This window comes from Shewanella sp. Isolate11, assembly GCF_022398315.1.
GTDB lineage: Bacteria > Pseudomonadota > Gammaproteobacteria > Enterobacterales > Shewanellaceae > Shewanella.
The window spans coordinates 26,728-43,004 of record NZ_JAKEVF010000002.1 but is presented as its reverse complement, the minus strand read 5'-3'; the positions used below and the strand labels follow the sequence as shown (position 1 = coordinate 43,004).

Annotated in this window: 17 protein-coding genes; all 17 read right to left on the bottom strand. The window is 44.8% G+C overall.

What is annotated here, in order from left to right; genetic code table 11:
- Positions 1–205: 205 nt before the first annotated feature.
- Entirely contained in the window at positions 206–838 is a 633-nt protein-coding gene (locus L1D21_RS05405) for an SPOR domain-containing protein (RefSeq protein WP_239844242.1), read from the bottom strand.
- A gap of 6 nt (positions 839–844) precedes the next feature.
- Positions 845–2,098 carry a bifunctional tetrahydrofolate synthase/dihydrofolate synthase gene (gene folC, locus L1D21_RS05400; protein ID WP_239844241.1) on the bottom strand — a complete coding sequence of 418 codons (1,254 nt, stop codon included), beginning with the start codon at positions 2,096–2,098 and terminating at the stop codon, positions 845–847.
- Between the two features lie 70 nt (positions 2,099–2,168).
- Positions 2,169–2,954 carry a tRNA pseudouridine(38-40) synthase TruA gene (truA, locus tag L1D21_RS05395; RefSeq protein ID WP_239844240.1) on the bottom strand — a complete coding sequence of 262 codons (786 nt, stop codon included), beginning with the start codon at positions 2,952–2,954 and terminating at the stop codon, positions 2,169–2,171.
- A 212-nt stretch (positions 2,955–3,166) separates the two neighbouring features.
- Positions 3,167–5,704, bottom strand: a complete 2,538-nt coding sequence (locus L1D21_RS05390) for a FimV/HubP family polar landmark protein (RefSeq protein WP_239844239.1) — start codon at positions 5,702–5,704, stop codon at positions 3,167–3,169.
- A 187-nt stretch (positions 5,705–5,891) separates the two neighbouring features.
- The gene (locus L1D21_RS05385; protein ID WP_239844238.1) at positions 5,892–6,908 is read right to left on the bottom strand and encodes an aspartate-semialdehyde dehydrogenase; all 1,017 of its coding nucleotides are present in this window, start codon (positions 6,906–6,908) and stop codon (positions 5,892–5,894) included.
- Positions 6,909–6,910: 2 nt separating this feature from the next.
- Positions 6,911–8,041, bottom strand: coding sequence for a 4-phosphoerythronate dehydrogenase (locus L1D21_RS05380; protein ID WP_239844237.1), 1,131 nt, complete (start codon positions 8,039–8,041; stop codon positions 6,911–6,913).
- A 99-nt stretch (positions 8,042–8,140) separates the two neighbouring features.
- Positions 8,141–8,572: a nucleoside-diphosphate kinase gene (gene ndk / locus L1D21_RS05375; protein ID WP_239844236.1), complete on the bottom strand. Its 432-nt coding sequence runs from the start codon at positions 8,570–8,572 to the stop codon at positions 8,141–8,143.
- Between the two features lie 187 nt (positions 8,573–8,759).
- On the bottom strand, positions 8,760–8,978 hold the full coding sequence (gene iscX, locus L1D21_RS05370; RefSeq protein ID WP_239844234.1) for a Fe-S cluster assembly protein IscX: 219 nt from the start codon (positions 8,976–8,978) through the stop codon (positions 8,760–8,762).
- An 80-nt stretch (positions 8,979–9,058) separates the two neighbouring features.
- Positions 9,059–9,394 carry an ISC system 2Fe-2S type ferredoxin gene (fdx, locus tag L1D21_RS05365; RefSeq protein ID WP_239844233.1) on the bottom strand — a complete coding sequence of 112 codons (336 nt, stop codon included), beginning with the start codon at positions 9,392–9,394 and terminating at the stop codon, positions 9,059–9,061.
- Between the two features lie 11 nt (positions 9,395–9,405).
- Complete coding sequence (gene hscA, locus L1D21_RS05360; RefSeq protein WP_239844232.1) at positions 9,406–11,268, bottom strand: Fe-S protein assembly chaperone HscA; 1,863 nt, start codon at positions 11,266–11,268, stop codon at positions 9,406–9,408.
- Between the two features lie 78 nt (positions 11,269–11,346).
- Positions 11,347–11,868, bottom strand: coding sequence for a co-chaperone HscB (gene hscB / locus L1D21_RS05355; protein WP_239844231.1), 522 nt, complete (start codon positions 11,866–11,868; stop codon positions 11,347–11,349).
- A 16-nt stretch (positions 11,869–11,884) separates the two neighbouring features.
- The gene (gene iscA, locus L1D21_RS05350; protein ID WP_239844230.1) at positions 11,885–12,208 is read right to left on the bottom strand and encodes an iron-sulfur cluster assembly protein IscA; all 324 of its coding nucleotides are present in this window, start codon (positions 12,206–12,208) and stop codon (positions 11,885–11,887) included.
- Between the two features lie 14 nt (positions 12,209–12,222).
- Positions 12,223–12,606, bottom strand: coding sequence for a Fe-S cluster assembly scaffold IscU (gene iscU / locus L1D21_RS05345; protein ID WP_239844229.1), 384 nt, complete (start codon positions 12,604–12,606; stop codon positions 12,223–12,225).
- A gap of 36 nt (positions 12,607–12,642) precedes the next feature.
- Complete coding sequence (locus L1D21_RS05340; RefSeq protein WP_239844228.1) at positions 12,643–13,857, bottom strand: IscS subfamily cysteine desulfurase; 1,215 nt, start codon at positions 13,855–13,857, stop codon at positions 12,643–12,645.
- A 74-nt stretch (positions 13,858–13,931) separates the two neighbouring features.
- Positions 13,932–14,393, bottom strand: coding sequence for a Fe-S cluster assembly transcriptional regulator IscR (gene iscR, locus L1D21_RS05335; protein WP_239844227.1), 462 nt, complete (start codon positions 14,391–14,393; stop codon positions 13,932–13,934).
- A gap of 194 nt (positions 14,394–14,587) precedes the next feature.
- A complete protein-coding gene (gene cysE / locus L1D21_RS05330; protein ID WP_239844226.1) occupies positions 14,588–15,409 on the bottom strand; it encodes a serine O-acetyltransferase in 822 nt (273 codons plus the stop codon).
- 31 nt (positions 15,410–15,440) lie between these two features.
- Positions 15,441–16,190, bottom strand: coding sequence for a tRNA (cytosine(32)/uridine(32)-2'-O)-methyltransferase TrmJ (gene trmJ, locus L1D21_RS05325; protein ID WP_239844225.1), 750 nt, complete (start codon positions 16,188–16,190; stop codon positions 15,441–15,443).
- Positions 16,191–16,277 lie beyond the last annotated feature (87 nt).

Below are 16,277 nucleotides of genomic sequence, written 5' to 3'. Positions count from 1 at the left end.
CAGCATTAGCGTTAAGACGGCGCGATCTTATCAGAGACTGAGGATATTCTCACCCCTTTGTCCCATTTAAAATCAATTAAGTTTATTCGTAAAAATGGATACTGAATTTCCTATTTAAACTAATGCGAAATATAGTTAAATAGTGCATTAAAAAAGCCCAAAGTAACGACTTCGGGCTTCATCTATTTACCAGGATCAATTTCCTCTATTCAACCGGATTATAGCTAACTACCGCCGATTTCAATCCCGTCAATTGATCTACTTTCTTCTGTAACTTTTGCAGCTTACTCATCGACACATCTGGCCCCACAAAGACTTTAGTCAGGCTGCCATCCACAGGCTTATTGGGCAAGGTGTAAGCGCGAAAGCCATTATCTCTAAGACGTTTAACCAAGCCATTAACATTAGCCGCATTCTTAAAACTACCTAATTGCAGCGTATATGCTGGGCCTGAAATAGCCTCGGCTTGATGTTTTGGAGCAGTCTCTTTGGCTACAGGCTCTTGTGACTTAACCTTTTGCTGAGTGTTAGTCGGGGTTACTTGTGATTTATCTTCACTTAAGCTGACCTCATCACTGGTCTGCTCATTCTCAGGCTCAGAAAATTGCGCCTCGGTTTGACTCAAGTCGATAGCTTCGATATCGGGAGTTTCAGCAAATGAATCAGCTTGGGTTGGCCTAAGTGGAATTTCAGCAAACTGCTCTTCCTGATGCTGCTTTTTGCCATCGAGAATATCAGGTAAAAAAATCACCCCTAGCGCCACAATAACGATGACCCCAACGAGACGATTTTGAAACTGACTTGATACTTTTTTTTGCTTAACTTCTACTTCGTCCAAATTGATTCACCCAAGGTTTAATTGTTTAAACTCTGCCACAGTGTAAAAGGAGCCAAACACAATTACCACATCATCGGCACAGATTTTCTCTGCAAGTGCACCATAAGCTTGTGTAATTGATTCAAATGCATAACCCATTTTATCACTGGGTAAATAACTTAATAGCTGCATAGCACTTGCACTACGTTCACAATCAAGAGTAGTAAAATACCACTGGTCAATAATATCACTTAAGGTCGCAATAACTGCTTGGCTGTCTTTATCTTTTAGCATACCGCATAAGGCTATAATGTTACGCCCTTGATATTGAGCTAAACACTGCTTCAAATAGCTCGCTGCATGGGGATTATGCGCCACATCTAGCAAGGTCGTTGGGCTCTGCGAAAATAGTTCCAGCCGCCCAGTTAGCCGCGCCTTTTGCAAACCGCTTTTTACCATATCGGCACTTACACTTGGCAGCAGTTGTTCAATCACCGCGAGCGCTGTAACCGCATTTGGCAAAGGTAAACTGGGATAAGGCAGGTTGCTGAAACTTAAATGCTGACCTTTATAGCTCCAACTCTGCTGCTGTTGCTCAAGGTCGAAGTCTTCTGCCACTACCAATAACTCGGCACCGACTTGACTCGCCACCTCTCTCACCGAATCTGGCAACTGGCGATCGCCAGTAATCGCTGGACGACCACTTCTGAATATACCGGCTTTTTCTCTGCCGACTAACTCTCGGGTGTCGCCGAGGTATTCTTGATGATCGATATCAATAGCCGTTACCACACTAATATCGGCATCGATAATATTGGTCGCATCTAAGCGCCCTCCCAGACCGACCTCGAGTAATACCACATCCAAATGACTTCGCTTAAAAATAAACAAGGCCGCTAAGGTGGCATATTCAAAAAAGGTCAGCGAAATATCACCTCGAGCCTTATCGATAGCACAAAATGCCTCGATAAACTCGGCATCATTGGTATCTACTCCGGTGATACGGACTCGCTCGTTATAATGCAGTAGATGCGGAGAGCTATAAACCCCGACCGTTTTGCCTGCTTCGATCAGTATCTGTTCCACCATTGCGCAGGTAGTACCTTTACCGTTTGTTCCTGCGACCGTAATGACCTTGGTTTCACCAAGATTGAGCAAGTCGAGCTGTTTAGCCACAGCCGAAACTCGGGTTAATCCCATATCAATCTCAGTTGGATGGATTGATAACAGGTGCTCTAACCAGCAAGTTAAACTCGATTGATGATCAGGTGCTGTGGACATGGTTTTTACTCACACAAAATTTAAGTGACAAAAGTGGATACAGTAAAACGATAAAGTATGTCTGTTAGGGTTAATCCAGCATAAATAGCGGCCCCAGTGCCAACTTAGGCAACTGATAATCCTCAGGATAAGTCACGTCCACCAGATATAAACCATTAGGTTTGGCGGTCGCCGCAGCTTGAGTGCGATCTTTCAGGGCTAACAAGTCGTTAATCCATTCGATGGGTTGACGACCATAACCCACTTCCAGCAGCGAACCGACGATATTACGCACCATATGATGCAAGAAGGCATTAGCTTTAATATCGACGCAGATATACATGCCTTGCCGAGTGACATTGACCTCGTGCACACAACGAAATGGCGTATTTGATTGACACTGAATGGCACGAAAACTGGTAAAATCTTGCTCGCCCAAGAGGTATTGCGCCGCTTGATGCATCTTCTGTTCATCGATATCACCGGGATAGTGACTCACTCCAGAACGAAGAATACCTGGACGAAATTTGTGATTGTAAATCATATAACGATAACGACGTGCCGTGGCACTAAAGCGCGCGTGAAACTCATCATCGACATCTTTAGCCCAGCGTACGGCAATGTCATCGGGCAGATTAACATTAACCCCTAAGGTCCATGCACTCTCTTTACGCACGGCATTGGTTTCAAAATGAATCACCTGCCCTGTCGCATGCACACCAGCATCTGTTCGTCCAGCACATTGAATGACAATAGGCTCGTTGGCCACTACGGAAAGTGCCCGCTCTAGCTGTGCCTGAACTGAATCCACCTCAGCCTGACGTTGCCATCCAAAATAGCGACTACCATCATATTCAATGCCTAATGCGACGCGCATGCCATACAATCCTTAAAAGCTAAATTTATCAATAGGCGCGCGATTCTAGCACAGCGCAACCTCTTTGCAGATCTCAATGTCTGCATATATTGAAAATTATGCCGTTCCCCATCAAGTGATGAGTTGGCAGCCCTTCTCAACAGTAAATTGTTTTGATTATTGATAACGGATCAAAAACGGCGCCTAAGCGCCGTTTTATTATGCTAGCTGGATTATAATTTTTTCAACAACCCCAGAGCCTCTTCTTGCTGACGATCATTGCCATCCATTTCAACCTCTTTTAGTAAAGCGGTCGCACTGTCGATGTCATCAATTTCGATATAAGCCCGAGCTAAATCCAATTTGGCATTCACGGCGTTTTCTTCATCATCGACATCGACCATAGAGGTGTTGCTCATCAAGTCGTTGAGCTCGCCCATATCAACATCAATCTCTTTATACTGATCAACATCGGTTTGCTCTTCATCGGCTTCATTGAGCAGTTTGTCTATGTCGATAAAACCATTGTCTTGCTGGAATGCAGTTAAGTCATGCTCGGCAACACTAGCTCTTGGTTTGGTGTTGGCGGTTTTATCTAATGCGGCTAGCGCTTCATCGACCGATAGTTCGCTGTCATCAGATAGGTCTATTGCCGCTTCGTCGGCATCATCTACCACAACAGGATCAGAGCCTTCTGGTGTGATCCCTAAACTTTCCCAATCTAAACCACTTTCTTGGCTACGCTTGCTACCTTTGAGATCGTCAAAAAAGCCAGACTCTTTTTTATCACTCTCTTTTGGCTCTACCGACTCCAAATCTGCCAGTAAGGCATCAAGAGCAACATCTTCAGAGCTACCTTCGAGTTTCACCTCTACAGGATCTGTATCATGCTTATCATCGATAGCGAAAGATTCAAATTCAAGTGGGGCCTTATCAGCTGCAGTTTCTTGTGCTCCAAGTGTTTGTTCAGAGTCCTCTTCAGCAAGCTGTTCTTCAACCACTTCGGACTCAACTTCTACTTCATTCGCAGCAAGCAGACTATCCAAGTCATCTAATTCTTGCTTTGGTTCTGACTCTTGTTCTGGCTCAGCTTCCTGCTCTTGCTCTACTTGCTCAACGCTTGCAGTTGCTGAATCAAAACTTGCCAGTAAAGCATCTAAGTCTTCATCATCGACGTCATCTTCTTCTGACGCTAACTCAGCCGCAATTTGTGCGGCAATATCGTCATTATCATCCTGAGTTTCAGAGTATTGAGTGTCGACGTCTTGAATTTCAACATCTTGGCTGTCATCTTTAAGTTCTGGTTCTGAAGCCGTTTCAGGGAGATCAAAATCAGTTAAGAGTGCATCTAAATCTTCCGTCTGACTTTCGGTCTCAGTTGCAGTTTCTGGCGTAGGTTCAAAGTCAGCCAGTAAATCATCAAGCTCATTATCCGTAGCCGTCAACGGCTCTAGCTGGGCGGAAGCCTCCTCGGTATCGTCTGAAACGTCCAAGCTTTCAGATAATGATTCATCACTATTGGTATTATCTAATTCGGCTAATAATGAATCGAGATCATTGTCTTCCGGGTCAGAAGGCGTTTCATATTCATCTTGTTCGCCCATGGCTTCAGCCCATAAATCATCAAGTGACTGACCTTCTTCCTCTTCTGCCGATTTAATCGCTTCATAGGTTTCAGATAGTTCGGGCTCAAGCTGAGCAGGTAGCATATCGTCATCAAGATTTGCCGTATCGAGCTCTGTATCCATCACGGGGACGATGGGTTCTAAACTATCCGCTTCATCATCGGTATCAAGATGCACCGCCATTGATTCATCATTGCGATCTGCTGCGACAGCAAGATCATCAGGTGCCGATGGAGCAGTAACCTCTGGGGTAGTTTCTGGCGCAATAGTCGCTTCAGGCTGATTATTACGGCCTCGAATAAACAGCCAAAACAGGAAGAGGATCAACAAGCCTGGCACGGCAACCAATAAGGCAAGATACAATGGATTATCTAATAAGGAACGCCAAAAATCTGTAGACTGCTGCACTATGGGCTGCTTTGCCGTCGCAAGCTGCTGACCTAGTTGCTCAGCCCGCTGAGTTAATGCGGTGTTCTGTTCTTTTTGCTCTAATAAGGCTTGTTCAAGCTCTTCGATACGCTGATTAAGTTCATCAATTTTACTTTGGAACATATCAACGTCACTCAAACCGAGATTGAGCTTATCTTGCGCTCTGGCTAGTTCATCAGTTAACGCCAGATTTCTATTCTGCTGCGCTTCCAACTTAGCGGTCAGCTCTTCTATCTGTTTCTGACTCTCAACTGTGGCTTTCATCGCCGGAACATCAACTTGAGCGGCTGGAGGCTTAGGAGAGGTTTTGGCCACGGTATTTGAAGCTTGTTTCCAGCCTTTATCACTTAATTCGGCCTGTTTTTTTGCCAAGCTCTTAGGAATAGCAGCCATCACTTCTTTGCTAGGGATCAGCAAAATCATGCCTTTTTCAAGGCTATTATAATTATCACGGCTAAATGCATGAGGGTTCGCATCGTAAATCGCCGCCATGACTTGATAGATGGTAACGCTATTATCGGGGCGGGTTTTCTGAGCAATACTCCAGAAGGTATCACTGGGAGTCGTTGGGCCATATTGACTTAGTGTTTGGCGACTTTGTCCATCTGGACCGGTAATTTTTAGCGGTTCTGCCGCTGATAAAACCCCTGAGGTTGAAGAAAATATAACCAGCGAGCTGGCCAGAAGAGCAATAAGATGCGATGTGCGAAAGTTCATCAATCCTTCCCTTTCAAGCGATGTTATGCCGTAATACCACAGCATGCTTTAGGCAATTGTAATTATTGAGATTACTATAAACTAGAATTCAATGCCCTGCTACTGTTGCCATTTCAAAAGCCCGCATAAAATAAAAAAAGCCTGCCGAAGGCAAGCTTTTTAACTCAAATATTTGAAAAATCAGTAATTAGTAATAATCGCGGATCAAGACTTCAGCAATTTGAACACTGTTCAATGCCGCACCTTTACGGATATTGTCCGAGACTACCCAAAGGTTAATACCGTGAGAGTGGGAGATATCTTTACGCACACGACCAACATAAACAGGATCGTTACCCGCAGATTCTGTTACCGCAGTTGGATATTCGTCATCAGACTCAAATAGTTCAACCCCTGGTGCATCGCGCAATACCGCTTTAACATCTTCAGCATCGACTGGCTGTACTGTTTCGATATGTACCGCTTCCGAGTGTCCATAAAATACTGGAACACGCACCGCAGTTGGATTAACCACGATTTGATCATCGCCAAAAATCTTCTGGGTTTCCCACACCATCTTCATCTCTTCTTTGGTGTAGCCATTTTCCATAAACACATCAATTTGTGGCAAGACGTTAAATGCAATCTGCTTCGGATATGCTTTAGGCTTTACAGGAAGACCTTGTAGTAATTTAGCACATTGATTAGCAAGCTCTTCGATGGCTTGTTTCCCTGAGCCCGAAACCGACTGATAAGTTGCTACGTTAATACGTGAGATCCCAAATGCATCATAAATAGGCTTAAGTGCCACTAGCATTTGGATGGTCGAGCAATTTGGATTAGCAATAATATTACGATTACGGAAATCGGCTATCGCTTGAGGATTAACTTCAGGCACGACTAAGGGCACATCGATGTCATAACGGAAATGTGAAGTGTTATCGATAACCACACAGCCATGCTCTGCGGCAATCGGCGCCCACTTGGCAGAAACATCACCACCAGCAGAGAAGAAACCAATTTGGGCTTGAGACCAATCAAAGGTATCAACGTCTAAAATTTCGACCTGTTTACCGTGGAATGTGACCGTATTACCAGCACTGCGGCTACTTGCTAATGGGTACAAATTCGCAACGGGAAAGTTACGCTCCTCGAGGATCTCAATCATTGTTTGACCCACTGCGCCCGTTGCACCTAATACGACTACGTTAAATTCCTGCGACATAATTACAGACCGACTCCTGAAAATCCTAATTTGAGCAACCAATCTACATCAGAATGGCCAGTATTGGCTAGCCTTAACGCACTAAATTCACGTCGATGTTTGTGATTTTTTCTCATAAGGTCAAACCCATTGTTATTTAAGAAGCACTGACGGAAAACTTCATCATCGTCACGCACATCATAAACCAGTCTCGATAGGCTTAATAACGCCTGCTCTGTAGGTACAGAAAGCGGAGAAAGTTGATGACTCCACAACGGTGGTAACAAGCTGTCCATCGACTTATCCGCAGCCTTGCCAAGATGTGCCATTAAAGCCTGATAGAGCATAAATGTGCCTCGCGCTTTGCCCTCGAGGCTATAACCCGCAATGTGTGGTGTTGCAATCTCCACTAATGGCACTAACTCCGCCATAGGGTGAGGTTCGCCTTCCCAGACATCCAGCACCACTTTAATATCATCGCGTTGCCGCTTTATGCTGATTAAGGCCCGATTATCAATCACCTCTCCACGGCAACAATTTAGCAGCCACGTATTGGCTTTGAGAGAGCTCAATCGCTGCTGATCAAATAAATACCAAGTAGGGTAATCGCCTTGCTTAGTTAATGGTACGTGCAGAGAAATCACATCGCAGCGCTCAACTAATTCATCTAGGCTAACAAAAGCACGCTGGTCGTCACAGCTGGCTAAAATGGGATCGTGTAGTAACGTTGTGACGCCGTAAGCTTGAAGACATTTCTGTAATGCGCTGCCGGTATTGCCTGCACCTACTATTCCTACGGTTTTTTGCTTAAGTGGCTGCTGAAAACGTCTGGCTAATTCCAGCATGGCAATAAATGCGTACTCGCCTACGGCTGTTGCATTACAACCGGGAGCGTTAGTGTAGCTGATATTACGTTGGCGCAAATAATTTTGATCGAGATGATCTAACCCTATGGTCGCACTACCGACAAACTTTAACTGCGTGTTGTGCGCTAATAGCTGCTGATTGACCTTAGTAACCGAACGCACTAACAGTATATCGGCATCACGAACCTGCTCGCTGCTCAGATGACGGCCGTCAACTCGGATAATGTCACCCAGATCAGCAAACAATGCCTCGACATAAGGCATGTTTTCATCGGCTAAAATTTTCATTACATTCTCGATTAAAAAGCATTACGACTATTTTGCCCGAAAAAACAAATACAAAAAAGGAGCCATTAGGCTCCTTGTTTGTTTTGCAACACACTCAGATTAACGAGTACGTGGGCAAAGTTCTTCAGTGCTGAAGAAGTAAGCGATTTCACGCTCTGCAGAAGCTACAGCGTCAGAGCCGTGAACTGCGTTTTCGTCGATGCTGTCTGCGAAATCAGCACGCAGAGTACCGCGAGCAGCTTCAGCTGGGTTAGTTGCGCCCATGATTTCACGGTTAGCAAGAACAGCATTTTCGCCTTCTAGCACTTGAACAACAATTGGACCAGAAGTCATGAACTCAACAAGTGCACCGAAGAAAGGACGCTCGCTGTGCTCAGCGTAGAAACCTTCAGCTTGTTCTTTGCTTAGGTGAACCATTTTAGAAGCGATGATTTTAAGGCCAGCTGTTTCAAAACGGTTGTAGATAGCACCGATGTGGTTTTTAGCAACAGCATCAGGCTTAATGATAGAAAAAGTACGTTCGATAGCCATGTCTAGCTTCCTTTAGTAACAGGTTTAAAAAATTCGCGCGGATTATACGAAATTAAAAACAAAAAACCTACCTTTAAAGCTAGATGAATGAGAGATAGATCCCATCGACACTCGTGGCGCAGTTGAACTTACTCCGATTTTATTTCCAAATCCCTGTTTATGATGACTTGTGCTAACGTGTCTTAGGTTAATCACATTCATCTATCCAGCACTGCTGAATTGCTTCGAGAATACGTTCGTTACAATGAGCCGGATCATCATTAAACTCTTCCAGGGCGATAATCCAATCATAAAGATCGGTAAAACGTACCGAACTTGGGTCAACTTCGGGATGCGTTTCTAACAAGGTTAACGCGATATCCAGTGAATCTATCCATTTCATCGCTAACTCCAGCCAATTACTCATGCTATCAGCATAGCCGTTATCAAAATTGCGCGCATAAAAAAGCCAGTCATAATGACTGGCTTAATGAATACAGCGGAAAATTAACCTTCACTCACCATGTTAATGGTGTATTTAGGAATTTCGACCACCAAATCACTATCCGGCACTTTTGACTGACAAGAGAGACGGCTTTCAGGCTCTAGTCCCCACGCCTTATCTAGCATGTCATCTTCAAGTTCATCGCTTTCTTCTAGCTCGTCGAAGCCTTCACGAATAATTACATGACAAGTGGTACATGCACATGATTTTTCACAAGCATGCTCAATATGAATACCGTTACGCAATGCAACGTCTAATACCGACTCCCCTTGTTGCGCTTCGACAACTGCCCCATCTGGGCATAACTCTTCATGGGGTAAAAATACAACCTGTGGCATATAATATTGACCTATATATTGTCTACAGATTGGCCTTTAAGTGCCAATCGAATAGAGTTATCCATACGTTTTTCAGCGAAGGTTTGACTCGCATCATCGAGTGCTTCGATCGCCTTTTCTATTGCATCGACATCATCTTGAGTCGCAGTGTTTGCTAGATGAGCCATGCCTTGTTCAATCGTTTTTGTTTCTGCCTCACTGAGTAACTCACCATCTTTGGCCAGTGCAGCAGTTAAAGATTCTAATACCCGTGCAGCTTCGACTTGCTGCTCAGCTAACATACGACGCTCAATATCTTCTTTGGCATGAGCCATTGAGTCTTTGAGCATAGCGCCAATCTCTTCATCGGTCAGGCCAAATGAAGGTTTAACCTGGATAGTGGCCTGAACTTCAGATGATTTCTCCATCGCTGTCACGCTAAGCAAACCATCGGCATCTACTTGGAACGTCACGCGAATGTGTGCAGCACCTGCTGCCATTGGTGGAATACCTTTCAAGGTAAAACGTGCCAATGAACGACAATCATCGACTAACTCACGCTCGCCCTGCACGACATGAAATGCCATTGCGGTTTGACCATCTTTAAAAGTGGTAAACTCCTGCGCTCTAGCAACCGGGATTGTGGTATTACGCGAGACCACTTTTTCTACCAAACCGCCCATGGTTTCAATACCCAATGACAGCGGCAGCACGTCTAGCAGTAACAGATCAGAATCCGGCTTATTGCCAACTAAAATATCGGCTTGAATGGCAGCACCAATAGCGACGACGCGATCAGGATCGATTGAGGTTAATGGGGCTTTGCCGAAAAACTGCTCTACTTTTTCACGGACGAGAGGAACACGAGTAGAACCACCCACCATAACGGTTTCGAGGACTTCATCGGCTTTAATGCCCGCATCACGCAGGGCACGACGGCAACTGGCAATGGTCTGCTTAACCAGTGATTCGATAATACTATCAAAGGTTGCTTTCGACACCGTATAGTCAAATTGTTGTCCGCTCGCGCTTGTCAACTTAGCCACGACATTGTCTTCATGGGTTAGCGCTTCTTTTACTCGACGGCTTTCAATTAATAAAGCGCGGCGCTCTTGCGAGGTTAAACTTGCTAGTTCCCAAGCCTGTTGAAGGTATTCAGCCAGCCCGTGATCGAAGTCATCGCCACCTAGCGCAGTATCACCACCGGTCGCCATCACCTCAAACACCCCTTTATTGAGGCGTAAAATAGAAATATCGAAGGTACCACCACCTAAATCGTAGATGGCAATAATCCCTTCCTGGCCTGAATCCAAGCCATAAGCGATTGCTGCGGCAGTCGGTTCATTTAATAAACGCAACACTTTAACACCGAGTAAACCTGCGGCGTCTTTGGTACCTTGACGTTGTGCATCATCGAAATAAGCCGGTACAGTGATCACCACGCCTTCTAATGCACCACCTAAGGTTCGCTCAGCACGGTCAATTAGCGGCTTTAAGATTTCTGCAGAAATTTGGATAGGATTAAATTGACCTACGTCGGTATTAAACAGAGGTAAGCCATTTTCGCTGGCACTAAACTGATACGGCAAAGAGGCGTCTTTAGCTTGAATATCACTTAAGCTTCGGCCCATAAAACGTTTCACCGACACCACGGTATTCAATGGATCTTGTGCCGAATACTTTTCAGCCTCGACACCGACCTGAACACCATCGGCGGTATAACGCACCACGGAGGCTAGACCATGACGCTGAGATTCATCGGGAAGTGTATCAGCCACACCGCTTCGTACGGCTGCAACAAGAGAGTTGGTTGTACCTAAATCGATACCAACGGCGAGTCGATGTTGATGAGGGGCTGCGGTTTGTCCGGGTTCAGCAATCTGCAAAAGTGCCATATGTTTCCAACTTATAAAATAAAGGCTCAATCATCTATCAATCGGAAGACATTGAGCCAGTTCAGCATTAATCACACCTTAAAAAAGCGCGTCTTCGGCTCGAGCGAGTTCATCTTGTAATTTTGCCATAAATTTCATCTTGCGTATAAGATCTGCAGCCTGTTGTAGCACAGGCAGTTCGTCACTGGTGACGCGCTCACTCAACTGTGAAGTGAATTCGGCTTGATGTTCGCTAAATGAATCATGGAGCTGATCAATTAATTCACCTGGGTCATCGCTATGCTTGAGATCTTCAAGTGACTCACGCCACTCCATCTGTTGCATCAAAAACTGGGTATCTTTGACCGTAGTAGATTCATGGCTTAAATCGATCCCTTTTAGACTGAGCATATGCTCTGCCCGTAAAATAGGATGCTTTAAGGTGTTGTAGCCATCATTAATCTGCGCGGTACGCTGCACGGCAAGACGCTTATCTTGTTCGCTAGCGTTGGCAAATTTATCGGGGTGAACAGCCCGTTGCAGATCGCGATAGCGTTCTGCAAGTAAGGCAGTATCAATGTCGTATCGGGGCGATAAACTAAACAGCTCGAAATAGTTCATGTATTAGATTCGGTAGTTAGACTGTAAAGCTTTCGCCGCAGCCACACTCCCCTTTCGCGTTAGGGTTGTTGAACTGAAATCCTTCGTTAAGGCCTTCCTTAACAAAATCGAGTTCGATACCTTGCAGGTAGATAAAGCTTTTGGCATCGATAATGATTTTCACACCATCAATCTCATAAACTTCATCATCGGCATTAAGATCATCAACAAATTCAAGTATGTAAGCCATACCAGAACAGCCAGAGGTTTTAAGCCCTAAACGTAATCCAATACCCTTTCCACGGCTGGCAAGAAAGCTTCTTACTCTATCTGCCGCCGCGGGAGTCATTGTTATTGCCATTGTTACTCCGGAAATTACTGGTCGTGCTTAGCCTTGTAGTCTTCTAACGCTGCTTTAATCGCATCTTCTGCCAAAATAGAACAGTGGATTTTTACAGGCGGTAGTGCAAGCTCTTCAGCAATATCGGTATTTTTAATCGCACGCGCTTCTTCGACCGTCTTACCCTTAACCCATTCGGTCACTAGCGAGCTTGATGCAATGGCGCTACCACAACCATAAGTCTTAAACTTAGCATCCTCGATAATGCCGTTATCGTCGATCTTAAGTTGTAGTTTCATCACGTCTCCACAAGCAGGTGCACCCACCATACCCGTGACCACTGATGGATCGTTTTTATCGAATGAACCAACGTTACGTGGGTTCTCATAATGATCAATTACTTTTTCGCTATAAGCCATGATTCTACTCCAATCTTTTTACGTACATTAGTCAGATTAATGGTGTGCCCATTGAACCTGTGACAGGTCGACACCATCTTTGAACATCTCCCACAACGGAGACATCTCCCTTAATTGACCAATAGACTTGGTAATGGTCTCTATGGCGTGATCAATTTCTTCTTCAGTGGTAAAACGACCGATTGAGAAGCGAATTGAACTGTGCGCCATTTCATCGTTAAGTCCTAACGCGCGAAGTACATAGCTAGGTTCTAAGCTGGCTGAAGTACAAGCTGAACCCGAAGATACCGCTAAATCTTTTAGCGCCATCATCAGTGACTCACCTTCGACGAAGTTAAAGCTGACGTTGAGGCTACCGCAATATCTTTGCTCAGCATCACCGTTGATATAAGTCTCTTCGATATGTTTGATACCATCCCACAATCTGTCACGTAGACGACGAATGCGTGTGTTATCAATTTCCATATCTGCTTTAGCAATTGCAGCCGCTTCGCCCATACCCACAATCTGGTGAGTCGCAAGCGTACCACTTCGCATACCACGCTCATGTCCACCACCATGCATAGTCGCTTCAAGGCGAATACGTGGCTTACGGCGAACATAAAGTGCACCAATCCCTTTAGGTCCGTACATCTTATGAGCAGAAATAGACATTAAGTCGACTTTAGTTTGTTGCAAATCAATAGGTAATTTACCCGCGCTTTGCGCTGCATCTACGTGGAAAATCACTTTCTTAGCACGACATAACTCACCAATAGCATCGATATCGTGGATCACACCGATTTCGTTATTGACATGCATTAAGCTCAGTAAGATGGTGTCTTCACGCATCGCCGCTTCGATATTTTCAATTGGGATAATACCGTTAGCCACAGGCTCTAAATAAGTGACTTCATAACCTTCACGTTCAAGCTGACGACAAGTGTCTAATACCGCCTTGTGTTCGGTCTTGCTGGTGATAATGTGCTTACCTTTTTTATGGTAAAAACGAGCGACACCTTTAATAGCAAGATTATCAGACTCGGTTGCACCCGAAGTAAATACAATCTCTCTAGGATCGGCGTTGAGCAGCTCTGCAACCTGGTTACGAGCAATATCAACCGCTTCTTCAGCTTGCCAACCATAACGATGTGAACGCGATGCTGGGTTACCAAAGTTACCGTCCATTGTTAAACATTGCATCATCTTCTCTGCAACACGAGGATCAACTGGCGTCGTTGCAGCATAATCTAAATAAATAGGAAGCTTCATCTCACACTCCGTACTTAGGGGCCTAAAGCGACCTCATACCACGTACATTTAAAAAATTTAATAACAAAGTTAACTTATAGAGTTACTCTTTGTTCCTGTTGGATTTTATCCTGTTTGATTGAGATAAACTGGACATCTCTTTTGTTCATCAATCCAGCTAGACTAATCCCATTCAAAAAATCTGAAATCTGTTTACTTAAATCGCCCCAAAGTGAGTGGGTTAAACAACGCGTTCCACTTTGGCAATTACCTAACCCCTGACAACGAGTCGCATCGACTGATTCATCAACAGCGCGAACCACCATTCCTACCGAAATCTCACTGGCATCGTAACCAAGACGATAACCACCACCAGGGCCTCTTACGCTGGACACTAATCCATGTTTTCTTAATTTAGCAAAGAGTTGTTCAAGATAGGAAAGAGAGATGCCCTGACGCTCGGAGATGTCAGCTAATGGGACTGGCCCAGAGGTAGAATGCATCGCAACGTCAAGCATTGCTGTTACTGCATACCGACCTTTTGAAGTTAGTTTCATAGCTACTACTGCTCTCTAAAATGCTTAAGTGTATTCAATCATACTTGAGTATTTTGGTCAAGTATTTAACCTAGTATTTTAGTCAGGTATTAAAGGCGATAATGAAACAGAAAATACCCTGTTTCTTTGCTGGGGTATTTAACCTGTTTCAACCCAAATATTCAACGCTGAAATGCAATTAATCTCACTATTGGTTAAATAATGGGATCAAATTCATCAATCGCGCCTTGGCGTTTCTCTGCAGCGGCTTGTTCAACATCGCTAAACTCGCCAACTTCTAACTCAGGTAAGCGCTCGGTACAAACGCTGCCGCCCATGTTACGCACAGCTTGACATACCTCTTGCACTTTGGAATCCATCAAGTGCATATGGTCTAGCATCTGACCGATGGCATTCGCCACGGGATCCGGATTATCCGGTGACACAGCGTAAGCATCGAAGCCATACTTTTTAGCCATTGCGGTACGGCGCTCAGCATGTTCTTTAGACTTCTCTGTCGGTTTTGCCACCACACGAGCTGGAATGCCAACAACTGTAGTGTCTTTCGGCACTTCTTTCACCACCACCGAATTTGAACCGACTCGCGCACCATCATGCATGGTGATTGGGCCTAAGATTTGCGCTCCTGCGCCAACAACCACATTATTGCCTAATGTGGGATGACGTTTACCTGATTGCCATGTAGTGCCACCCAAAGTCACCCCATGATACAAGGTACAGTCATTACCAATTTCTGCGGTTTCACCAATCACCACACCCATACCATGGTCGATAAAAAACCGATCACCGATTGTAGCACCAGGATGAATTTCCACACCGGTTAACCAGCGTGCAAATGTCGAAATACATCGCGCAGTTAAACGCCACTTACGTAACCACAACTTGTTACTGACACGATGGATCCAAATTGCCTGCATACCAGGGTAATTTAGCAGGATCTCCAACGTCCCCGTAGCTGCGGGATCACGATGGTAAATCGACTCGATGTCATCTTTAATTCTGGATATTACGCCCATGTAATTGCTGTTTCCTTCTAGCGCTACTGATTTACTTTTCTTGCGAAGATGAATCCACTTGCTCCGCAATTGCCGCTTTCTTGTCAACTGAAGTTAAAATACCACGCAAAATATTCATCTCTTGGCTTTCAATTCTGGCACGACTGAATAGACGACGCAGCTTGGTCATCACCTGACCAGGGTGTTGTTTAACAATAAAGCCGGTTGATAATAGGGTCTGTTCTAAATGAACAAAGAAGTTCTCTTGCTCTTTAGCCAAAGGGTATTCTACGTCCTCAACCAACTCAGGTGTTTGATTTAAAAACGCTACTCGTGCTTCATAACAGATAATCTGCACCGCCTGAGCCAGGTTAAGAGAGGTGTATTCAGGATTCGCTGGAATTGCGACATGATAATTACACTTCTGAAGCTCTTCATTGGTGAGGCCGTTATTTTCTCGACCAAACACAATCGCAACTGGGCCATTAATGGCCGAACCAACCAACTTCTCACCTGCTTGGCGCGGATCAAGCATAGGCCAATCTAAGGTACGACTTCGCGCGCTGGTTGCAATAACTAGACTGCAATCGGCAATCGCATCGGCCAATGAATCTACGGTGACGGCATGTTTTAAAATATCGGAGGCGCCAGCGGCTAATGCGACCGAATGTCCATCGGGCTCGACTTTAGGCTCAGCCAGATAAAGAGTTGATAACCCCATGGTTTTCATTGCGCGAGCGGTTGAACCTATATTGCCCGGATGGGAAGTTCCTACGAGAACGACACGAATATTACTAAGCATGTAACGACTTCAATTTCTTTATATAGAACAATGATGCCGATGTTACCACAGCGCCATGAGATCCCTTAAATAAAAAACTCTATTTGA